This window comes from Streptomyces sp. NPDC031049 (assembly GCF_055571015.1).
Genome location: NZ_JBVIGC010000012.1, coordinates 161,208 through 181,464, shown reverse-complemented (window position 1 = coordinate 181,464; position 20,257 = coordinate 161,208). Strand labels below are relative to the sequence as shown.

22 protein-coding genes and 2 pseudogenes are annotated in these 20,257 nt (G+C 74.4%); 13 read left to right on the top strand and 11 right to left on the bottom strand.

Going from position 1 to position 20,257, the window contains the following annotated elements:
- Positions 1–48 precede the first annotated feature (48 nt).
- A complete protein-coding gene (locus ACZ45Q_RS21565; RefSeq protein WP_468263687.1) occupies positions 49–1,503 on the bottom strand; it encodes an aldehyde dehydrogenase family protein in 1,455 nt (484 codons plus the stop codon).
- Between the two features lie 106 nt (positions 1,504–1,609).
- Positions 1,610–3,190 (bottom strand): benzoylformate decarboxylase, encoded by a 1,581-nt coding sequence (gene mdlC / locus ACZ45Q_RS21560; RefSeq protein ID WP_468263684.1) that lies wholly within the window; start codon positions 3,188–3,190, stop codon positions 1,610–1,612.
- A gap of 105 nt (positions 3,191–3,295) precedes the next feature.
- Between mdlC and ACZ45Q_RS21555 the strand changes: the two genes are divergently transcribed.
- The 4 genes and pseudogenes from ACZ45Q_RS21555 to ACZ45Q_RS21540 all read left to right on the top strand — a co-directional run bounded on the left by ACZ45Q_RS21555 (position 3,296) and on the right by ACZ45Q_RS21540 (position 5,837).
- On the top strand, positions 3,296–4,261 hold the full coding sequence (locus ACZ45Q_RS21555) for a LysR family transcriptional regulator (protein ID WP_468263681.1): 966 nt from the start codon (positions 3,296–3,298) through the stop codon (positions 4,259–4,261).
- Positions 4,262–4,279: 18 nt separating this feature from the next.
- Positions 4,280–4,563, top strand: a pseudogene (locus ACZ45Q_RS21550) (hypothetical protein); the annotation flags it as partial.
- A 17-nt stretch (positions 4,564–4,580) separates the two neighbouring features.
- On the top strand, positions 4,581–4,934 hold the full coding sequence (locus ACZ45Q_RS21545; RefSeq protein WP_468263678.1) for a hypothetical protein: 354 nt from the start codon (positions 4,581–4,583) through the stop codon (positions 4,932–4,934).
- A gap of 183 nt (positions 4,935–5,117) precedes the next feature.
- Positions 5,118–5,837: an FAD binding domain-containing protein gene (locus ACZ45Q_RS21540; RefSeq protein ID WP_468263675.1), complete on the top strand. Its 720-nt coding sequence runs from the start codon at positions 5,118–5,120 to the stop codon at positions 5,835–5,837.
- Between the two features lie 351 nt (positions 5,838–6,188).
- On the opposite strand, the gene ACZ45Q_RS21535 is transcribed toward ACZ45Q_RS21540, so the two are convergent.
- On the bottom strand, positions 6,189–7,088 hold the full coding sequence (locus tag ACZ45Q_RS21535) for a hypothetical protein (RefSeq protein WP_468263672.1): 900 nt from the start codon (positions 7,086–7,088) through the stop codon (positions 6,189–6,191).
- 231 nt (positions 7,089–7,319) lie between these two features.
- On the opposite strand from ACZ45Q_RS21535, the gene ACZ45Q_RS21530 reads away from it, so the two are divergent.
- Complete coding sequence (locus ACZ45Q_RS21530) at positions 7,320–7,859, top strand: DUF2269 domain-containing protein (protein WP_468263669.1); 540 nt, start codon at positions 7,320–7,322, stop codon at positions 7,857–7,859.
- A gap of 16 nt (positions 7,860–7,875) precedes the next feature.
- Here the strand turns inward: ACZ45Q_RS21530 and ACZ45Q_RS21525 are convergent, their stop codons facing one another.
- The gene (locus ACZ45Q_RS21525; protein ID WP_468263666.1) at positions 7,876–8,601 is read right to left on the bottom strand and encodes a hypothetical protein; all 726 of its coding nucleotides are present in this window, start codon (positions 8,599–8,601) and stop codon (positions 7,876–7,878) included.
- Positions 8,602–8,705: 104 nt separating this feature from the next.
- Between ACZ45Q_RS21525 and ACZ45Q_RS21520 the strand changes: the two genes are divergently transcribed.
- Positions 8,706–9,461 (top strand): class I SAM-dependent methyltransferase, encoded by a 756-nt coding sequence (locus ACZ45Q_RS21520; protein WP_468263664.1) that lies wholly within the window; start codon positions 8,706–8,708, stop codon positions 9,459–9,461.
- Between the two features lie 14 nt (positions 9,462–9,475).
- Here ACZ45Q_RS21520 and ACZ45Q_RS21515 read toward each other — a convergent pair whose 3' ends face one another.
- From ACZ45Q_RS21515 to ACZ45Q_RS21505, 3 genes and pseudogenes are all read right to left on the bottom strand, one after another.
- A complete protein-coding gene (locus ACZ45Q_RS21515; protein WP_468263661.1) occupies positions 9,476–10,306 on the bottom strand; it encodes a lysozyme in 831 nt (276 codons plus the stop codon).
- A gap of 75 nt (positions 10,307–10,381) precedes the next feature.
- The gene (locus tag ACZ45Q_RS21510) at positions 10,382–11,134 is read right to left on the bottom strand and encodes a class I SAM-dependent DNA methyltransferase (RefSeq protein WP_468263658.1); all 753 of its coding nucleotides are present in this window, start codon (positions 11,132–11,134) and stop codon (positions 10,382–10,384) included.
- A 133-nt stretch (positions 11,135–11,267) separates the two neighbouring features.
- Positions 11,268–11,645 (bottom strand): annotated as a pseudogene (locus ACZ45Q_RS21505) (SAM-dependent methyltransferase); the annotation flags it as partial.
- A 56-nt stretch (positions 11,646–11,701) separates the two neighbouring features.
- On the opposite strand from ACZ45Q_RS21505, the gene ACZ45Q_RS21500 reads away from it, so the two are divergent.
- Both ACZ45Q_RS21500 and ACZ45Q_RS21495 read left to right on the top strand, forming a co-directional pair.
- Positions 11,702–12,250, top strand: a complete 549-nt coding sequence (locus tag ACZ45Q_RS21500) for a GNAT family N-acetyltransferase (protein ID WP_468263655.1) — start codon at positions 11,702–11,704, stop codon at positions 12,248–12,250.
- Between the two features lie 212 nt (positions 12,251–12,462).
- Positions 12,463–13,362 (top strand): phosphotransferase family protein, encoded by a 900-nt coding sequence (locus ACZ45Q_RS21495; protein ID WP_468263915.1) that lies wholly within the window; start codon positions 12,463–12,465, stop codon positions 13,360–13,362.
- 1 nt (position 13,363) lies between these two features.
- Here the strand turns inward: ACZ45Q_RS21495 and ACZ45Q_RS21490 are convergent, their stop codons facing one another.
- Positions 13,364–13,855 (bottom strand): DUF5949 family protein, encoded by a 492-nt coding sequence (locus ACZ45Q_RS21490; protein ID WP_468263652.1) that lies wholly within the window; start codon positions 13,853–13,855, stop codon positions 13,364–13,366.
- Positions 13,856–14,154: 299 nt separating this feature from the next.
- Between ACZ45Q_RS21490 and ACZ45Q_RS21485 the strand changes: the two genes are divergently transcribed.
- From ACZ45Q_RS21485 to ACZ45Q_RS21470, 4 genes are all read left to right on the top strand, one after another.
- Complete coding sequence (locus ACZ45Q_RS21485; RefSeq protein ID WP_468263649.1) at positions 14,155–15,150, top strand: mechanosensitive ion channel family protein; 996 nt, start codon at positions 14,155–14,157, stop codon at positions 15,148–15,150.
- 146 nt (positions 15,151–15,296) lie between these two features.
- Positions 15,297–15,719 carry an ATP-binding protein gene (locus ACZ45Q_RS21480; RefSeq protein ID WP_468263646.1) on the top strand — a complete coding sequence of 141 codons (423 nt, stop codon included), beginning with the start codon at positions 15,297–15,299 and terminating at the stop codon, positions 15,717–15,719.
- Positions 15,720–15,928: 209 nt separating this feature from the next.
- The gene (locus tag ACZ45Q_RS21475) at positions 15,929–16,159 is read left to right on the top strand and encodes a hypothetical protein (protein ID WP_468263643.1); all 231 of its coding nucleotides are present in this window, start codon (positions 15,929–15,931) and stop codon (positions 16,157–16,159) included.
- 193 nt (positions 16,160–16,352) lie between these two features.
- On the top strand, positions 16,353–16,553 hold the full coding sequence (locus ACZ45Q_RS21470) for a hypothetical protein (RefSeq protein WP_468263640.1): 201 nt from the start codon (positions 16,353–16,355) through the stop codon (positions 16,551–16,553).
- A 69-nt stretch (positions 16,554–16,622) separates the two neighbouring features.
- Here the strand turns inward: ACZ45Q_RS21470 and ACZ45Q_RS21465 are convergent, their stop codons facing one another.
- From ACZ45Q_RS21465 to ACZ45Q_RS21455, 3 genes are all read right to left on the bottom strand, one after another.
- The gene (locus tag ACZ45Q_RS21465) at positions 16,623–16,802 is read right to left on the bottom strand and encodes a hypothetical protein (RefSeq protein WP_468263912.1); all 180 of its coding nucleotides are present in this window, start codon (positions 16,800–16,802) and stop codon (positions 16,623–16,625) included.
- Between the two features lie 112 nt (positions 16,803–16,914).
- Positions 16,915–17,490 carry a tellurite resistance TerB family protein gene (locus ACZ45Q_RS21460; protein WP_468263910.1) on the bottom strand — a complete coding sequence of 192 codons (576 nt, stop codon included), beginning with the start codon at positions 17,488–17,490 and terminating at the stop codon, positions 16,915–16,917.
- Between the two features lie 172 nt (positions 17,491–17,662).
- A complete protein-coding gene (locus tag ACZ45Q_RS21455) occupies positions 17,663–17,878 on the bottom strand; it encodes a hypothetical protein (protein ID WP_468263637.1) in 216 nt (71 codons plus the stop codon).
- Positions 17,879–18,150: 272 nt separating this feature from the next.
- On the opposite strand from ACZ45Q_RS21455, the gene ACZ45Q_RS21450 reads away from it, so the two are divergent.
- Positions 18,151–19,821 carry a cellulase family glycosylhydrolase gene (locus ACZ45Q_RS21450; RefSeq protein WP_468263634.1) on the top strand — a complete coding sequence of 557 codons (1,671 nt, stop codon included), beginning with the start codon at positions 18,151–18,153 and terminating at the stop codon, positions 19,819–19,821.
- The last annotated feature ends 436 nt before the right edge of the window (positions 19,822–20,257 follow it).

The window sequence follows — 20,257 nt, the reverse complement described above, 5'->3', positions numbered from 1 at the left end:
AGGAGAGGAGAGGAGGGGTGGGGACGGGGACGGGGACGGTGCCGAGGATCAGAACGGGTAGTCGGCGATGTCCGGCCGTACGGTGACCCATTGGGTCTCGGTGAAGGCCTCGATGTTCGCCGTGGCGCCGCCGAACCGGGAGCCGGTGCCGGACGCCTTGACGCCGCCGAAGGGCGCGCCGGGCTCGTCGTCCACCGTCTGCTGGTTGATGTGGACCTTGCCGGACTCGATGCGGTCGGCGAGCTTCATCGCCGTCCCGACGTCCCCGAGGATGCCGACGGACAGCCCGTACTCGCAGTCGTCGACGAGGGCGGCGGCCTCCTCCAGCGTGGAGAAGCCCATCACGGGTGCCACGGGACCGAAGATCTCCTCCCGCCACGCCGGCATGTCCGCCGTCACACCGGTCAGCACGGTGGCGCGGTAGCCCGCCCCCGACACCTCGCCGCCCGCGGCGACGGTCGCGCCGGCCGCGACGCTCTTCGTGACGATCTCGTGCACCCGCTCCAGCTGGCGGCGGTCGATGAGCGGGCCGAGCGCCACCTCCTCGCGGGCCGGGTCACCGACGGTCAGCGCCTCGGCCTTGGCGGCGAGCGCGGCCGTGTAGGCGTCGAGCAGCGACGCGTGCACGAGGTGACGGCCCGTCGTCATGCATATCTGGCCCTGGTGCAGGTAGGAGCCGAACGCGCCCGCCGAGGCGGCCTTGTGGACGTCGGCGCCGGGCAGCACCACCAGGGCGTTGTTGCCGCCCAGTTCGAGGTGGGCGCGCTTGAGCAGCCGCCCGGCCCGCTCGCCGATGGCCCGGCCGACCGGCGTGGAGCCGGTGAAGGACACGACCCGCACCTCGGGCGCGTCGACGACCGCCTGGCCGACCGCCCCGTCGCCGGGCAGCAGGTGCAGCACGCCCGGCGGCAGCCCGGCCTCCTCGAAGACACGGGCGATGACCACACCCCCGCTCACCGCGGTGCGCGGGTCCGGCTTGAGCAGCACCGCGTTGCCCAGGGCCAGGGCGGGCGCCACCGACCGGAGGCCCAGGATCAGCGGGAAGTTGAACGGGGCGATCACGCTGACCACGCCCGCGGGGCGGCGCCGGGCCAGCGACCAGCGGTCCTCGCCGGAGGCCAGCACCTCGCCCTGCGGATGCGTCGGCAGTGCCGCGCACTCGAAGCACTCGCCGACCGCCAGCCCGGCCTCGAAGCCCGCCTTGGCCCGCACCGAACCGGCCTCGCGCACCAGCCAGTCCTCGATCTCGGCGGCGTGCTCGGTGAACAGCTCGCCCGCGCGGCGCAGCACGGCGGCCCGGCGCGCCGGCGGGGTCGCGGCCCAGGCGCGCTGCGCCTCGGCGGCGCGGGTGGCGGCGCGCGCCGCGTCCTCGGCGGTGGCCAGTCCCACCGCGCCGAGCGGGCCGCCCGTGGCCGGCTCGGTCACCGGATGGACAAAGGCGGCGCTCCGCCAGCCGTCGCTGAAGAACTTCTCGCCCCAGACGTCGTCGTCGAGGAGTGTCATCCCGTTCCTTCTCTCTTCGGCTCTCTTCGGCTCTCTTCGGCCCCGGGCGGGGCACTGGGGCCCCGTGAGGGGTGCTCGCGGCTCGTGCGGTACGTCGGACGGTGGGTCAGGAGGGCGTGGTCAGCGCCGTGTCCACCTGGATCAGCCGGGGGTGGCCGGGGCGCTCGGCGAGGACGGCGCGCAGTTCGCCGGGGTCGGCGACATGCCGGGAGGGCACGCCGTAGCCCTCCGCGACACGGGTGAAGTCGATGCCGGGGATGTCCGTCCCGGGCGCGTCCGGCACGCCGAGAAGGCCGCCGAACCAGCGCAGCGCCCCGTAGGTGCCGTTGCGCAGCAGCACGACGGTGAGCGGGACCCGGTGCCGGGCGGCGGTCCACAGGGCGGTGATGCCGTAGTTGGCCGAGCCGTCCCCGATCACGGCGGCGACCGGCCGGCCGGGGCTGCCCATGGCGACGCCGACCGCACCGGGCAGGCCGAAACCGAGCCCGCCGGCCGCCGGGAAGTAGTAGGAGCCGGGCCGGCGCAGGTCCATCTGCCGCCACCACGAGGAGATGGTGGAGGTCGACTCCACCACGTACGCGGTGTCCTCGGGCAGTTCGTCGCGGAGTGCGGCGAAGACCTGCTCGGGGTGGAGCAGCGCCCCTTCGGCGGTGCGCGGCTCGGGGGGCGGCCGGTAGCCGGCCGCCGGCGCCACGGGCCCGTCGAGCGCCTTGAGCAGCAGATCGATCACCGGGCCCGGGTCGGCGACGAGCGCCTCGCCCATCGGTGCCCGCGCGGCGGCGGAGGCGTCCTGCGTCACCTGGACCAGCCGGGTGCCCTCCGGCAGGTAACGGCCCGGCAGGTACTCGTGGTAGCGGAACACCGGTGCCCCCAGCACCAGGACGAGGTCGTGGCCCTCGAAGGCCTCGCAGACCGGTGCGATGCCCGCGGGCAGCACCCCGCGGAACTGCGGGTGGCGGTTGGGGAAGGGCAGCCGGAACTGCGACGGGGCCGCCCACACCGGCCCGCCCAGCCGCTCGGCCAGCCGGACGGCGTCGTCGAACAGGCCGTCGGAGTCGATGTCGCCGCCCAGCACCAGCGCGGGCCGCCGGGCGGCGGCGACCTGGTCCACGAGCCGGCGGCTCTGCTCGGCGTCCGGCACACCGGCCCGGCCGACCCGCCGGTCGAGCACCGCGGGGCCGTTGTCGTCGGCGTCGGCCGCCCAGTCGTCGTAGGGGACGGACAGATAAGTCGGCCGGCGCTGCAACCGAGCCTCGAACACCGCCTGCGCCAGCGCCCGGGGCACGTCCTGCGCACAGGCCGGCTCGGCCGCCCAGCCGGCCAGCGGCTTCATCAGGGCCGCGGCGTCGACGTTGGCCAGGTTGGCCTCCGGGCCGATCGCGGGCCGCACCTGCTGGCCGGCGACGATCACCAGAGGGGTGCGGGAGGCGACGGAGTTGGTCAGCGCGCCCATGGCGTTCCCGGAGCCCGAGGCCGCGTGCAGGTTGACCAGCGCCGGGCGGCCGGTGGCCTGGGCGTAGCCGTCGGCCATCCCGACGACGGCACCCTCGTGCAGCCCGAGGACGTACCGGAAACCGTCGGGGAGATCGGCGAGGAAGGGCAGCTCGTTGGAGCCGGGATTCCCGAAGACGGTGGTGAGCCCCTGACGCTGAAGGAACTCGTGGGCGACACGGCGCACGGACGGCACGGACGCTCCTTTCGACGTGATGCGGGACACGCTAGGCAGGCCGCGACATGGGGACCAATAAATGTTTCGGCGGGCCGATATAGAAGCGACCTATATAGTCCGGCCATGGCGCCCCTGCGGAACTTCGACCTCAACCTCGCCCGCGTCTTCGTCCTGCTCTACGAGACCGGCAGCGTCACGGCCACGGCCGACGCCCTGCACGTCACCCAGCCCACCGTCAGCTACAGCCTGGGCAAGCTCCGCCGGCACTTCGGCGACGAGCTGTTCCGGCGCTCCGGCCGAGGGCTCACTCCCACGGCGGGGGCCCGTCGGCTGTACGAGCCGTTGCAGCGGGCGCTGGCGGAGATCGACGGCACCATCGGACAGGCCGAGGACTTCGACCCGGAGACGATGACGGGGCTGTTCACCATCGCCCTGTCCGACCTCGGCGAGGCGACCCTGCTGCCCCGTCTGCTGGCGGCGGCCAGACAGCGGGCGCCGGGGGTGTCGTTCACCGTCCGGCCCCTGGACGTCGAGGACGCCGAGGGGCAACTGCACCGGGGGGAACTCGACGCCTTCGTCGCCACACCGGTGCTCACCTCGCACCGCACCGTGCGCGTCCCGCTGTTCGGGGAGCGCTACGTCGCCATGGTCGCCGCCGACCATCCGCGCGTCCGCGGCCGGGCGGTGACCCTGCCCGAACTCGCGGCCGAGTACCACGCGACGGTCGGCGGGCCCAGCGGGCACATCGTTCCCAGGGCCGCGCTCGCCGCGCACGGGCTGCTGGACCGGGTCGTCGTGGACGCCACGCGGTTCTCGATGCTCCCGTACCTGCTGGAGGCGACCGACCTGATCGCCATCGTGCCCGAGTACGTCGGCGAGCTGTTCACGGCCTCCCACCGGCTGCGCCTGGTCCGGCTGCCGTTCGAGACGGAAGCGATCGAGGTGGCGCTCTACGCCCGGCACGAGTCCTCCCGCAGCGCCTCGCAGCGGTGGCTGGTGCAGTTCATGGCCGAGGTCCTGGGGGAGCGCCACAGCCCGGCCCAACTGCCCCCCACCCAGGCCCTGGACGGCGGGAAACGAGCCGGTTGAACAGTTCGTTCACAATCGCGCGAGCCGGAGGTGGAGCAGGCCGACATCACCGCCGCGCTGAGCCTCCTGCCGCTGATGCCGGGCGAGACGGACGAGCTGGAGGCCGGGCTGCTGCGCATGGCCCGCGGCCGGGGCATGACGTGGCACGAGATCGCTTCGGGCTCGGCCTCGGCACCCCGCAGGCCGCTCGGCAGCGCTGCGAACGGCTGGCCGAGCGCGTCGAGACCACGGACCGAAACCGCCGGCGAGCGGCGCGGGGACCTCAGAACCCCCTCAAGTTCCTTGATCCACACGGCTCGTGAGCCCGAGCATGGCACCCATGTTCGGATGGAGCAGACAACCGGAACTCGACGTCCTCTTCGTGCGCGACGCGGACGTCGTCGCCGACGGCGTCCGCCAGGCGCTCGCCGAGGCCACGCCCGAGGAGCGCCCCGGGCTGGAGCGCGCCGCCGCCCTGGTCGAGCGGGTGGCAGCCGCCTCCGACGCCGAGCTGCGCGCCCGGTGGGTCCGCGAACGCCTGGCCGCCGCCGGCCACGAGGGCCCCGCCGACTCCGTCCACGCCATCAAGATCCTGCGCGAGGCGGCGCCCGGACTCCGCCTGTCCGCCGCCGTCCAGCTGGCGAAGGATGCCGCCGCCGTCCAGCCGACGAAGGACGCCGCCGGCCGTCCCTGATCGCGGCTCCAGGGCACGGCACCGCGGCACCGCACCGGCACGCGGGGCGCACATCGGCGCCGCGTGAGCCCTGTACGCGCCCCCGCGTACGCGGGAAGAATGCCACGTCAGCGAACACGTGGCCGAGGGCCGACGGGTGTGGGCTCCCCGCCACCGACTCCCCAGGAAGGCAGGTCGGTCGCCGTGCTCCTGCGTCTGCCCACGTCCGTGTCCGAAGCTCAGGAGTGCCTCGCCGACGGGGCGGTGCCCATAGGCGGGGCCACGCTCGTGTGGGCCACCTGGCAACGGGAGGGCTTCCCGGAACTCGCCGTGTCCCTGCGCGACCTGCCCGAGGCCAACGCCGTCGGCGGCGAGGAACTCGGCGCCGCCGTCGTCCTGCACCGCATCGACGACCGCGTGCCCGAGGTGCTGCGCCGGGCGGCCGGCTCCGTCGGCACCGGAGCCGTACGCCGCACCGCCACGGTCGGCGGCAACATCGTCGGCAGCACCCTGCGCTGTCTGCTGCCCGCGGCCCTCGTCCTGGACGCCCGCGCGACCGTGCTGGACACCGGCGGCACCTACCGGACCGACCTCGCCGAGGTCCTGGCGAAGCGTCAGCTGATGCTGAGCCTGCACTGGCGCGCCCCCCTGGCCAGCGCCTACCGCAAGCTGCCCGGGGAGGCGGGCGGCCCGCCGCCCTTCGTGACCGCCGCCGCGCTGCACGCCGACGCGGGCGGTGCCCGCACCCTGCGCGTCGCCGCCCGCGACGGCCACGAGGTGCTCGACGGCACCCTCCCGTGCGACGCCGGCGCCGAACAGGCCCTCGCGGCACTGGAGCGCACGGCCCTCGACGGCCTGCCCGGCCCCGCCCGGGACGCCGTCCGCGCACAGGTCACCGGCCTCCTGGACGGCCGTCCCGAGTGAAGCCGCCCGCGACTTGAGCGGTCCCGACGGGGCGGGTCAGGCCCCGGGCCCGCGCGGCGGTGCCGATCGAGGACGGCACAAGGAGACCCTCAGGACCCGCGACCTGCGCGTCCACGAGGGAACGGTGGTCCGTCCGCGCCGGGCTCGGCGGCGCCGCCCGGCTGCCGGGCCGCGTACCGGCCAGGGCCGCCAGGCGTTTCGTGCGCAACCGTCCCCGGCCGGCCTCCGCCGCCGCCCGGACCCGCCGGGAACTCGGACGGCTGCGCGAGCCCCCGGCCGGACGTACCTCGCTCCGGGACCGCCGGGTCGCGGATGCTCCGGTACGGAGCCGACCGTCGAGCTGACGCCCCGTCACTCCTGCTCGGACGCCGCCGTTTCGGCCGCGGTCTGCGGTGCGGGCGGCGTGGCGTCGGCGGCCGAGTAGTAGACGGAGTTGCCCTGCTTGCTGCGCTGGGCCTGGTTGCGGGCGACCAGGCCTTCCAGCGTGGTGCGCACGACGTTGGACTTGATGTCCCGTCCGGGGTGCTCCTGGCCGAGGGCCGTGGCGACCTCGGCGGCCGAACGCGGTTCCCGCTGTCCGGCGAGGTGCTCGCGCACGAGCGCCACCAGCGTCGGCTGGGCCGGCTGCGTCGCGGCCTTCCCGCCTCCGGCGGACCTGCGCGCGGCCGACGCCTTTCCGCCCGCGCTCTTTCCGCCCGCCGCCGTTCCGTCGGCCGGCTTCGCGCTCGTCGTCTTTGCGCCGGCCGGCTTCGCGCCCGCCGTCTTTCCATCGGCCGGCTTCGCGCCCGCCGTCTTCCCGGCAGCGGCCTTCCCGGCCGGGGCCTCGCCCGTCGGGGTCTTCCCCGCCCGGCTCCGGCCCGAAGAGCCGCGCCGCGCAGGGGACTTGGCGGTGGACTTCTTCGTGGCGGGCCTCTTGGCCTGGGTACGCCCGCCCTTCCGCGGCTCCTCGACCGGCTCGGAACGCGGCGCCGGAACCACCGCGCCGTCGGCCACCCCACCCTCGGCCACCCCACCCTCGGCCACCGGACCGTCAGCCACGCCGCCCTCGGCCACGGCGGCGCCCGCGCCGAGCGCCTGCTGCATCGCCACCAGCAGCGCGTGGTCGTGCCGCAGCTCGGCCAGTTGCTGCTCCAGGGCCGCGATCTTCTGAGCGATACGTTCCTGCTCCTTGGTGTTGCGTTCCAGATCGCCGGTCACCTGGGCGGCGTACTGCGAGGACAGTTCGGTGGAGCGCACCGTGCTCTCGGACATGGGACTGACTCTCCTTCGCCAGGCAGTTCGCGACTGCGTCGGTTCGTTGTGAGGACAGATGGTACGGAGGAACCGCCGTTCTGCGCGGTCCCGGCACCGGGCCGGTTGCCCGCGTAACGTGCACGAGCGGGCGCGCACGCCCCCCGGCGCGCCCGGTACGCCGAGTCGAGTACGCCGGGTTACTCCCCGCGTCGGACGCCACGGCGGCTCCCGCCCGGCAGCGTGGAGGACGTGAAACTCAGCCGACCCGCACGCCGGGCTTCCCTCGTCGTCCACGTAGCCGCCTCCGCGAGCTGGCTCGGGCTCACCCTCGGCCTGCTCGCGCTCGGCACCACCGCGGCCACCACCAAAGCCGCGGTGACCGTGGAGGCCTCCCTGCGGACCATGAAACTGTTCGCCGACTGGCTGCTGCTCCCCGTCGCGTTCCTCACCCTGCTCAGCGGCCTGCTGCTGGCCCTCGGCACCCCCTGGGGACTGGCCAGGCACCGCTGGGTGTGGACCAAGTTCTGGCTCACCCTCGCCACGACCGCCGCCACGGCGTTCGCACTGCGCCCCGGGGTCAACGCCTCGGTCGCCGCCGTCGCCGCCGGCGGGCCGCTGCCCGACGCCGGCGAGGTGCTCTTCGGACCGGTCGTCTCGCTGTCCGCCTATGTCTTCATGACGGCCGTCTCCGTCCTGAAGCCGTGGGGGCCGACCCGACGCGGCCGCAGGTTCCGCGCCACCGGCCAAGGGCCCGGGAGCGCGGCGCGTGCCCGTCAGCCCGTCGGCTGACGCGCTCCGGCGGGACTCACCGCTCGCCGGAGCCCGGCCCGGTCCCGGCGCCGTCCGCCGTGCTCAGCACCTCCGACGGCTTCGGGGCACGGATGTCGAGGGGCTCGTCGAAGCCACTGAAGGAGGTGGTGGTGTGGAAGTCGGGGCCCTTGTAGACCGTCCTCAGCAGGTAGGGCCTGCCCTCCGCCGCCACGTAGAAGGTGTAGGTGCCCTTCGCTTCCGCCTCGTCGGTCACCGTCAGCTCGACCGCCTCGCGGCCGTCGATCCGCGTGGAACCGCTCTTCTCCGCCGTGCCGAAGGAGTCGAACGGCCGGGTGCAGGAGGACAGGCCGTCGCCGGCCCGGGCGGTGTCCACGCCCTTTTTGACCCACAGCCGCTGCTCGGTGCCGTCGTCGTCCCCCTTGCCGGCGGCCTGGAGGTAGGCGCGGTTCGGGCGGACGTAGTCCGTCTCACCGATCCGGATCTGCTCCAGCCGCCCCCCGGTCCCCGACCAGGTGGTCCTGGAGGTGCACCTGCTGTCCAGGTCGGTCACCAGCCGGTTCGTCACTTCGTCCCCGCCGGTGGGGACGGTGGTGACGTCGACGGTCACGGACGTCAGCTCCCGCATGGTGGCGTTGGCGTCGTCGAGCAGCTCGCCGGCCGACCGCTGCCCGCCCGTGCCGCCATCGCCGCACCCGGCGACGGCCGCTCCCGTCAGCAGGCAGGTCAGTGCGGTCCGCACCGCCGTGGCCAGGGTCCGCATGACACTCCCTCGTCCGCTCCGCGCCTGTGATCGAGCAGGGGCCGAGCCTAGCAAGGGGCGGAATCCGGTGGCCGCGCCGGTGGGCCCGCGGCTACCGTCCCCGCATGGCCGACGAGTGCTTCACCGACCCGCGGCTCGCCGCGCTCTACGACGCGCTGGACCCCGACCGCGGCGACCTGGACGCCTACCTGCGGCTGGCGGGGCGGCTCGGGGCGCGCAGCGTGCTGGACATCGGCTGCGGCACCGGCGTGTTCGCGCTGGCCCTGGCCGGCCGCGGCCTCGACGTCGTCGGCGTCGACCCGGCCCGCGCCAGTCTCGACGTGGCCAGGGGCAAGCCCGGCGCCGAGCGCGTGCGCTGGATCCACGGCGACGCGACGGCGCTGCCGCCGCTGCGCGTCGACCTCGCCACGATGACGGCGAACGCCGCCCAGGAGATCGTCGATCCGGCGGCCTGGCGGCGGACGCTGCGCGGGGCGCACGCGGCACTGCGGCCGGGCGGCCACCTGGTCTTCGAGACCCGGGACCCGGCCCGGCGGGCCTGGGAGGAGTGGACCGCGGAGGCCACCCGGGCGGTGACCCGGATTCCCGGGACCGGCACCGTCGAGAGCTGGTGCGAGGTGCTCGACGTGAGCGGACCGCTGGTGACCTTCCGGTGGACCTATGCGTTCGGCGCGGACGGGCACGGCACGGACGGGCAGATGCTGACGTCGACGTCGACCCTGCGGTTCCGTGAGCGGCGGGAGGTCGAGGAGGAGCTGACGGCGCAGGGCTTCGTGGTGGAGGACGTGCGCGACGCCCCCGACCGTCCGGGCCGTGAGTTCGTCTTCGTCGCGCGCCGTCCGCCCACCGGTTCCTGCTGACGTCCCCCGGCGGATCAGCCGTTGGCGAGCGCGCGGACCCGGTCCAGCGCCCCGTTGAACTTGTTGTGGTCGCCGACGATCGGCCCGGAGGAGGTGTACTGCCACATCGTGTACGTGGGCCAGCCGGCGGGCAGCTCGCCCACCGCCGAGGCGTACCGGGCCACCCACAGCGGGTTGTGCGCGGCGAAGCCCGTGTGGTTGCCGGTGCACTGCTTCCACCAGCTGGTGGAGGTGTAGATCACCGCGTGGCGTCCGGTGCGGTCCCGGTAGGTGTTCAGGAAATCGCGGATCCAGGACACCATCTGGCTGTGCGACTTGCCGTAACAGGCGTCCCCGTACGGGTTCCACTCGATGTCCAGCACGCCCGGCAGCGTCCTGCCGTCCCTGGACCAGCCTCCCCCGTTGTCGACGAAGTACCGGGCCTGGGCGGCGCCGCTCGCGGTGTCGGGCGTGGCGAAGTGGTACGCGCCGCGGATCATGCCGACGCCGTACGAGCCGTTGTACTGCTGCGGGTAGTAGGGGTTCTTGTAGTAGGTCCCCTCGGTGGCCTTGACGTAGGCCCACTTGACGCCGCTGTTCCACAGGGACGCCCATGCGACGTTGCCCTGGTGGCTGGACACGTCGACGCCCTCGGTCGTGGCGGCCCTGATGCCGAGGGGGAGTCCGTGCTCGCCCTCGTGGGCGAGGACGCCGATGCCCATCCGGGCGGAACCGCGGGCCGGATCGTCCTCGGCGGAGAGGGCGGCGGCGGTGTGCGACGGCAGAAGGAGAGTGGGGGCGGCGAGCAGAAGGCTCGTGGCGAGCACGCGTGAGCGGCCGAAGGCCCCGGCTATGACTGAGCGCATGGCCCCATCCGATCCGGTGCCGCGCCCGGCCGCATCTCACAGCCGTCCATTCGGAGTTGCCCCGGTCCACGGGCCTCAGCCGGCGGGCTCCTGCGCGGGCTTCTCCCAGACCGAGACGTGCCGGACGCTCTCGGCGGTGAACGGCTGCCGCTCCCAGCCCTCCCACCGGTCCCGCAGCCGCAGCCCGGCCAGGCGCGCCATCAGGTCCAGTTCGGCGGGCCACACGTACCGGAAGGGCACGGCCTCGTACTCCGGGCGTCCGTCGACCAGGGTGACGTAGTGCGAACTCATCGCCTGCGTGACGACGTCGTAGGTGTCGAACGCCCACTGCGTGGGGGTGATCCGGAACGGCACGGCGGTCTGCCCGGGCGGCAGCCGGCGCAGGTCCGGCACCCCGACCTCGATGACGAAGCAGCCCCCGGGCCGCAGGTGCGCGGCGGCGTTGCGGAAGCACTCCACCTGCGCGTCCTGGGTCGTCAGGTTGTTGATGGTGTTGTACACGAGGTAGACGACCGCGAACGTGCCGTCCACCCGCGTCGTCGCGAAGTCGCCGATCGTCACGCCGATCGCGTCGCCGCCCGGCTTGGCGCGCAGCCGGGAGACCATGGCCCGGGACATGTCGATGCCGTGCACCGGGACCCCCCGGCCCGCCAGCGGCAGCGCGATCCGGCCCGTGCCGACGCCCAGTTCCAGCGCCGCGCCGTCACCGGCCAGTTCGGCCAGCAGGCCGACCGCCGGGTCCACCACATCCGGCCGGAACATGTCCGCGCTCGACGTGTCGTAGGTGGCCGCGACGCTCTCTCCGAAGTAGCCGTCCGCATCTCGCATGCCGGGACCGTATCCCGGGCGAGGGTGGCTGCGCGCGCGGTTTTCCACCGGTCCGGCGGGGACGGACCGCCGCTCGGCGGCGGGGCGGAACGGGGATCTCCCGCAGTGGCCGGCCGCCGTCGACGAACAGCCGGCCACCCGGTGCGAGGGCGCCGGCGATGCGCTCCCGTGCCCGCCGCCCCGCCTCCGGGCGGCGCCCGTCGAGCGCGCCGACGCGTACGGCGAAGACGAGGTCGAAGGGGCCCTCACCGGGCTGCCGTACGAAGTCCTCCGCCGACGCCTGCCGGACGCTCATCCGGCCGGAGGCGATCTCGGCGGCCGATCCCGCCTCGGCCCGGGCGACGGCCCGGGCGGACCGGTCGACGGCGAGGATGTGCCCGGACGTCAGCCGGGCCGCCACGGCACGAGCGGCGGCGCCCGGCCCGCAGCCGATCTCCAGCACCCGCGCGTCGGGGGTGAGCGGCAGCGCGTCGACGATCTCCGCGAGCCGCGGCGAGAGGCCTTCTGGCATGAGCCGAGCGTCATTCGCCCACCGGGTCGGCGGCGCGTTCACTAGAGTCCCCGATCATGGAGATACGCGAGGAACTGCCCGGCGACACAGCGGCCGTACGCGCCCTGCACCTGGACGCGTTCGGCGGTCACGGGGCGGTCGTGGCCGGGCTGACGGACGCCCTGCGCGCCACCCTCACCCCGGGCGGCGGGCTGTCGCTGGTCGCCGAGGAGGCCGGGCAGGTGATCGGTCACGTGATGTTCACCCCGAGCCTGCTCGACGCGCCGCGGCGCCTGGTCGACGTGCAGGTGCTCAGCCCGTTGGCGGTGGCGCCCGGCCGGCAGCGCCGGGGCGTGGGCTCGGCCCTGGTCCGGCGCGGTCTGGAGGTCCTCGCCGGACGAGCGGTTCCGCTCGTCTTCCTCGAGGGGGACCCGGGCTACTACGCCCGCTTCGGTTTCGGGCCCGGCGAGCGGTCCGGGTTCCGCAAGCCGTCGCTGCGCATCCCCGACGCCGCCTTCCAGTCGCTCGCGCTGCCGGCGTACGAGCCGTGGATGACGGGGACCTTGGTGTACGCGGAGACGTTCTGGCGGCACGACGCCGTCGGCCTGCGGGAGGACCACCGGTGACGGACGCGCACAGCCCGGACCGTGACACGGCGGACGGGGCGCACGGGCCCGGGGGACCGGACGCGGCCGACGGGTCTCGCGGACCGGAAGGGGCCGGCGGGTCCCGCGGACCGGACGGGGCGGAGAGGCTCGGTGGACCGGACGGGTCCGGCACCTCGGCCGTACCCGGCGGGGCGGGCTGGTCCGCCACGCGTGCGTGGGTCGAGAAGCACCTGGGTGCGGGGGAGCGGATCGAGGCCGCCGAGACGCTGCGCGGCGGATGGACCTCCCGGATGCTCCTGTTGCGCGTGTCCGGCCCGGACGGCGGCCGGCGCCTGGTCCTGCGCTCCTTCGTCGAGCCGTTCTTCCGGAGGCACGCCGAGGGCCTCCTCACCCGCGAGGCGGAGATCCTGTCGCTGCTGCGGACGACCGACGTCCCCGCGGCCCGCTGCCTGGCCGTCGACGCGACCGGCGAGCACTGCGACCACCCCTCCCTGCTGATGACCCTCCTGCCCGGCAGGGTCCGGATCGACGACGAGGGGGCCGAGGCGCGCGCCGCGCTGCTCGCCCGCCGGCTGGCGCGGATCCACCGGGTGCGGGTGACGGAGCGGACCCGCCCCCGCACCTACCAGGCGTGGACCGCCCCCGAACGCGTACAGGTCCCGCCGGCCACGCGACGGCCGGAGCTGTGGGCGCGTGCCGTGGACGTCATCCGACGGGACCCGCCCGAGTACGCCGGGCGCTTCCTGCACCGGGACTTCCACCCCGGCAACGTGCTCTTCGCCGGGCACGGCGACGACCTGCGGATCACCGGCGTCGTCGACTGGGTGGAGACCTCCTGGGGGCCCGCCGACCTGGACGTGGCCCACTGCGGCACGGTCCTCGCCCTGCTCCACGGCCCCGACGCCGGACTGCGGTTCGCCGACCGCTACACCGACGCCGGCGGCCGGCTGGCCACGGCGCCGCGGGACCACCTGTACTGGCGGCTCCTGGACGCCCTGTCCTTCGCGCCCGACGCCGAGAAGGTCGCCGTGCCCTGGCGTGAACTGGGCCGCACCGACCTGACCGCCCCGCTGCTCGCCGGACGGCTGGAGAGCTACGTCGAGGCGCTCCTGCGGCGGTACGGCCCGTGACTCAGGTGCGCAGCTTCTTGGCGGGCAGCAGCACGTGGGCCGCCGTCGCGAGGGTCTCCTCGTCGTTGGCGAACGCCGTCAGTGCCTGGGAATCGCCGGGCTCGGCGCCCTGCGGCCAGGGGCGCGTGGCGAAGATGAGATAGGCGACCCCGCGCTTGTCGACCGCGGTCAGCCAGGACTGCGGCGGCACGAACTGGGCGTTGGTCCGGAGCACGGTCAGGACGGCGGAGTTGGGCACGACGAGCAGGCTGATCGGCAGCCGCGGCCGGGTGGCGGCGTCGACCAGTCCCTCACCCGGGGGCAGGCCGATGTCGCGCAGCAGTTGTTCCACGGCCGCCGCGGAGGCCTCCGGGCCGTCCGCGCCGTCGCCGAGCGAGCAGACGAGAAGGTAGGGAACGGTGCCCTCCGGAGTCTCGGTGCTCCAGCACATGACACTGAGCGTGCCCGGGGAACCGGTCGTCGAAGCGGGCGTTTCGGATGAAATGGAAGTCACCGCGGAACCCTATCGACGCACCGGAAGGCGTCCGGCCCGCGCTCACCCGACCAGGTGACGACCCCCGGGGCGGCCACCCGAACGAGGGACGACCGCGCGCGACGCCCGGGCCGGGACCGCCCGCTCGGCGGGCGACGCCGCCGGCGACAGCGCCGGGCCGGGTCCGGACGGACCGCGGCGGCGAGGCGACACGCCGCCCGCCCCCTGCCGCTCGCAGAACCGACCGTCATGGAACGCCCGGTTCCGGGTAGGGGCTCGCAGTCCCGACACCCCGACCGAGGAACGGAGCGCACCCGTCCATGGTGTACGTACCCGACCGCCCGACGACGGACCCGACCATGGAGCTGGCGCCCACGATGCCGGACTGGGCGCGTGACCACACCTCCGAACTGATCGGGATACCGCTGCGCATCGCGCTCATCGTGATCGTCGTCGCGCTGGTCCGGATGCTGGCCAAGCGGGCCATCACCCGCGTGGTCAAGCGCATCCTCGAGCCGGCCGACGGCGGAGGGGAGACGGGCCGCCGGCCGGGCCGCGGTCCGGCGGTGCTGCACCGGGACCGGTCCCGGGCGCGGGAGCGGCGCGAGCAGCGGGCGCGGACGATCGGCTCCGTCCTCAGCAGCATCGTGTCCGTCGTCCTGTTCGCGGTCGGTGTGGCCATGGTGCTCGACCAGATCGGCATCGCCCTCGGACCGCTGCTCGCCAGCGCCGGAGTGGTCGGTCTCGCCATCGGCTTCGGGGCGCAGTCCCTGGTCGCCGACTACCTCTCCGGCATGCTCATCATGATCGAGGACCAGTACGGGGTCGGCGACTCCGTGGACCTCGGTGAGGCGGTCGGCGAGGTCGAGCACGTCGGCCTGCGCCTCACCCAGGTCCGCGACCTCAACGGCGGCCTGTGGCACATCCGCAACGGCGAGATCCTCCGGGTCCGCAACGACAGCCAGGAATGGGCGCGCGCCGTGCTGGACGTGTCCGTGGCCTACGACGCCAACCTCGACGAGGTCTACCGGGTGCTGGAGGAGACCGGCAAGGCCATGCGCCAGGACCCGGACTTCGCCGGCGTCCTGCTGGAGGACCCGGCGGTGTGGGGCGTGCAGTCCCTGGACGCCGACGGCGTCCTGGTGCGGCTGGCGGTCAAGACGGTGCCGCTCCAGCAGTGGGGCGTCACCAGGGAACTGCGGCGCCGGGTCAAGGAGGCCCTGGACGCCGCGGGCATCGACATCCCCTTCCCGCAGCGGACCGTCTGGCTGCGCAACGAGGACTCGCCCGCCGTCGCCGCCTCCGCCCCGCGCTGAGAGCGGCACCCGGCGGCGCCGCGAGCCCCTGACTCCTGGACCGGTGAACTCCCGGGACCCGTGAACTCCCGGACGGCCCCGCCGCGTAGGGCCGCCCGGAGCGGGCAGTCGTGTCGGAGCAGGCCGCGAACCGGAAGGCATCCGCCATGGGTGAATCGTCGGTACGGGCAGTGGGGTGGGCGCGCTCCCTGCCGGTGGGCAGCGGAGTGAAGGCCGCCCGGGACTGGGCGTGGCACAACCTCCGCACTCTGGGCTGGACGAGCAGCGACCCGGCCACCGCGGACGCCGTGCTGCTGACCGTCTCGGAGCTGGCCACCAACGCCCACGTCCACGCGCACAGCACCGCGCATCTGGTGATGAGCTGGGACAACCGTTGTCTGCACGTCGCCGTGCACGACGGGTCGAGAGAGCTGCCCGCGCCCCGCCAACCCGGCGCGGAAGGGCTCGGCGGACGCGGCATGCTGCTCGTCGACGCCCTGGCCGACAGCTGGGAGGCGCGGCCCTGCCCGGACGGCAAGACCGTCATCGCCTGCTTCCGCCCGTCCGGCGCCGACCAGGAGAGCGACTGAGGGAGCGTCAGCGGCGGCGCACGGCACCCGCGAGCACCCGCTCCTGGCTTCGGGATGCCCGTGCCCCGGCTTCCGGACGCCCGTGCCCCCGGCTTTCGGGTGCACGCGCCCATGGCTTTCGGGTGATCATCATGCGGCCACGGCGGAACGCCGACGCCGAAGGGGAAGGCATCACGGCGTCCCAACCCATGGTGAAACCGGAGGTTTGTATGCGTATGCGCACATTCGTGGCGGCCGGCCTGCTGTCGGTGGCGGCCGCGGTGATGGGGGCAGGAACCGCGAGTGCCGCGGACGGCCCGCAGTCGGTCGAGATCGAGGGCGGCTACTTCGACCACAAGGCCGCGGGTCAGTTCATGAACGTCGGTGGCGAGAACGGTGTCACCTGGGCCGGCGAGTTCGAGAGCCACCAGGGCGCCGGTTTCGAGGTCGAGGCCGACTGAGGCCGCCCGCCTCGTGGGCGGCCCGGTTCCGGCTCGCGCGCCGGAACCGGGCCGTCGCCCATCTCAAGCTTCTGACCAGCCGGTATGTGACCGGGGCGACGTTGCCGTACTCCCAGTAACAAGATCACGATCGTAGGCGTGAGCCTCAGGCAACCATCTGGGGCCGACGTGTCCGATCACCCAGGGAGCCCGCATGCACCCCGCGCACCAGCCCGCCGAACCTCTCGCCCGCCTCGCGCAGGCGCGCGACGAGTACGACACGCACCGGCAGAACTGCCGGCAGTGCGGTGCGGACGGCATGCCCTGCCCGGTGGCCAAGCTCCTGCGACGCGCCTACAACAACGCCGCACGCGCTGCCCGCCCCCACCTCGACGGCCACTTCTCGCCGCGGTAGGGGCCCGACGCCCGCGGTAGGGGCCCGACGCGCGCCGCCCGGCGGCTCCGGCAGACCCGGGGCGCGCGCCTAGCCGTCGTCACCGGTGCTGCGACCGGATGTCCCGCGGCTCGTCGCGGAGCGCAGCAGATCGCTCGCGAAGACGGTCACGGCCGCCACGGCGCGGACCCACCGCGGTCCGCCGCGCTCGGCCCGCACCACGCAGACGCACGCGCCGACGACGAGCGCCAGAACGACGAGCAGCACCACGACGGCCAAGTCCCCTACCCTCCCTGTGCACGGTCCCGGTGATCCTCCCAGGGGGCGCGGCAACCCGCTCCGGCGGGGTGGGTGCCGGGGCGGGCCCCGGGCGTTCGGCGGCTCAGATACCGAACTCCGCGGGCGGCACGCCGAGCGCGGCGCAGGCCTCGCGGACCACCTGCTGCTCCGCCGGCTCGAAGTGCCCGTCGGCGCCGGCGACGACCATGCCCGTCTGGATCACCGCGCGGGCCTCCTGAGGCTTCTTGGCGGCCTTGGCGATCACCTGGAGCGCCTCGGCCCTGCCCTGCTGGAAGTCGGCCAGGAGCCGGTCCACGTGCTGGTTGAACCGCTGGCGGAGCTGGTCCGCGGGGAAGTTCTGCAACACCTCGTTGGTGACGATCAGCTCCTCCACGCGCTGCCGCTCCGCCGGCTCCACGCGCCCGTCGGCCGCGGCCACCAGGGCGCACATCGCCATGCTCGCGTCGCGGTAGGCACCGCTCTTCAGCTCCGTCTTGACGGAGGCGAGCTGGGTCTTGAACAGGCCGATCAGCTGGGCCTTGGACCCGCCGGAGGACGAGCTCGAACCCGGGCCCCGGCCACCCCCGAACGGCCCCGGCGCGTGCCCGCCGCCGCCCCGGGAACCCTGGGACTGCTGAAAGGTCTTGGCCTGGTCCTTGATCCGGTCCCACATCGCCACTGGTGCCACCTCGGCTTCTGGTGCTGCCTGTCGGTCCTGGTCGGTCCGGGCCGTGCTCGCGCACGGCCCGTCAGGTGAACGCCCCCGGCGCCGCAGGGGTTCCCCGCCGGCAAAGACCGCGCAAAAAAGGCCGGATGAGCGGGGGCGGCCGGGCCCGGGCCCGACGTCCGGGTCACGGCAGGGCGATGCCGTCCAGCCCGCCGGCCTTGGCTTCCGCGACGAGCGACGAGAACTGATCGGCACTCATCTGCACCCGCTGGCCGAAGTCGTCGGTGAGCACGATCCGGCGGTCGGCCGGGGCTTCGGGGTCGACGAACAACTGGGGGCAGCCGCAGTCGCAGTTGCCGCAGAACGTCGCCACCGGCTCCAGGCCGTGGATGTCCGACATGCCGTTCCACCTCTCCGTGCCGCGCGGTCGGCGCGCGTCGGTGTCCGGGGGTCCGGCACCGGCGCGCGCCCTGGGCTGTCCGGGGGATACCCGGCCGCGGGGAGCGCCACGCCCGTGTCCGCCGCACGCGCGTGCGGCGGCCGACCATCTTGACGTGTACGCGGCGTAGTGAGTTGATGGGAGGCCTGAGTGTGGGAGCGCTCCCATGGTCACTCCGGTCGATCACTCCGATGGATCACTCCCGCCCCCACCCCCCCACTCCTGGAGCCGCCATGAGAAACCTGCTGCGCACCGCCCGGCACCGGCTGCGGACCGGAGCACTGGCCGGACTGGCCGCCTTCCTCGGCCTGGTCGTCCTCGGCGCCCTCGCCCCGGACGCTCGGGCCGGGACGGCCGACGCCGCCCTCGCCGCCGGCCTGCACGTCCGCGACGGCCGCCTGGTGGAGGGCAACGGCAACGACTTCGTCATGCGGGGCGTCAACCACGCCCACACCTGGTACCCCGGCGAGACCGGATCGCTGGCCGACATCAAGGCGCTGGGCGCCAACACCGTCCGGGTCGTCCTCTCCGACGGCCACCGCTGGACGGAGAACAGCCCTGAGGACGTGGCGCGCGTCGTCGACGACTGCAAGGCCAACCGGCTCATCTGCGTCCTGGAGGTGCACGACACCACCGGCTACGGCGAGGAGGCCGCGGCCGGCACCCTGGACCACGCCGCCGACTACTGGATCGGGCTGAAGGACGTCCTCGCCGGCGAGGAGGATCACGTCGTCGTCAACATCGGCAACGAGCCCTGGGGGAACACCGACCCGGAGGGCTGGACCGCACCGACGATCGCGGCCGTCGAGAAGCTGCGCGCCGCCGGGTTCGAGCACACCCTGATGGTGGACGCGCCCAACTGGGGCCAGGACTGGCAGGGCGTCATGCGCGCCGAGGCCCGGTCCGTGCAGGCCGCCGACCCCACCGGCAACCTGGTCTTCTCCATCCACATGTACAGCGTCTACGACACCGCCCAGGAGATCACCGACTACCTGAACGCCTACGTCGCCGCCGGTCTGCCCCTGGTCATCGGCGAGTTCGGCGGTCCCCCCGACCAGTGGGGCGACCCGGACGAGGACACCATGATGGCCGCCGCCGAGCGGCTCGGGCTCGGCTACCTGGCCTGGTCCTGGAGCGGCAACACCGACCCCGTCCTCGACCTGGCCGTCGACTTCGACCCCGGCCGGCTCAGCGGCTGGGGCGAGCGCGTCTTCAACGGGGCCGACGGCATCGCCCGTACGGCGAAGGAGGCCACGGTCTACGGCGGCACCGCCCCCGGCGACACCCGGGCGCCGACCGCTCCCGGCGCCCCGGTCGCCTCCGCCGTGACGGCCGCCTCGGTCACCCTGGGCTGGGCCGCCGCCACCGACGACACCGGCGTCACCGGCTACGACGTCGTCCGCGTGGACGGCGCCGACGAGACGACGGTCGCCGCCGCCACCGGCACCACCGTCACCGTGTCCGGCCTGACCGCGGGCACCGCGTACACGTTCGGGGTCTACGCCCGCGACGCCGCCGGGAACCGGTCGGCCCGCTCGGCGACCGTGACCGTCACGACCGACGGGGACGGCGGCACGCCCGGCGTCTCCTGTTCCGTCCGGTACCGCGTCGTCCACGAGTGGCCCGGCGGCTTCCAGGGCGAGATGGTGCTCCGCAACACCGGTACCGCCGCCCTGACCGGCTGGACGCTCGGCTTCTCCTTCGCCGACGGCCAGACCGTCTCCAGCATGTGGGGCGCGACGCCGGCCCAGAACGGTGCCGAGCTCAGGCTCGTCCCGGCCTCGTACACCGCCACGATCCCCGCCGGAGGCCCGGTCACCGTCGGCTTCACCGCCGGCCGGGGAACGGCCAACACCGCCCCGACGCAGTTCACGCTCGACGGCACCCGCTGCGCCACCGGCTGACGCGCTCCCGCCGTCCGGCGGGCGGACGGCCCCTCCCGCCCGCCGGCCCGGCTGCCGTGCGCCCACGGCACTCGCGGCCGTCTCCGGACGAAGGCGGCCCCACGAGGTGGGAGTCCACCGGCGTCGGCCCCGCCGCGACGAACCCGTCACCCTCGTGGCGGAACGCCCCGCACTTGCCCGGCGGCACCGGGTCGGCCCCCGCCGGCGGGGCGAGCCGCTCCACGTGCTCCCGCAGCGGTGGCGACACCGCGTTCACCACGACCTCCGGGCGGGCCCGGAGGTCGTGCACAGTGTGCAGTGCCGTCAGCAGGACCGCCGTGATCATGGCCGGTGGCTCTCGGCCGCGCACCGGCCCGGTGGCTGTCGCCGCCGCACGGCAGAAGGGGCAATGTAGGAGAATGTGCCCCGAGCGGGTTCTCGGCATCCCGGAGTGATC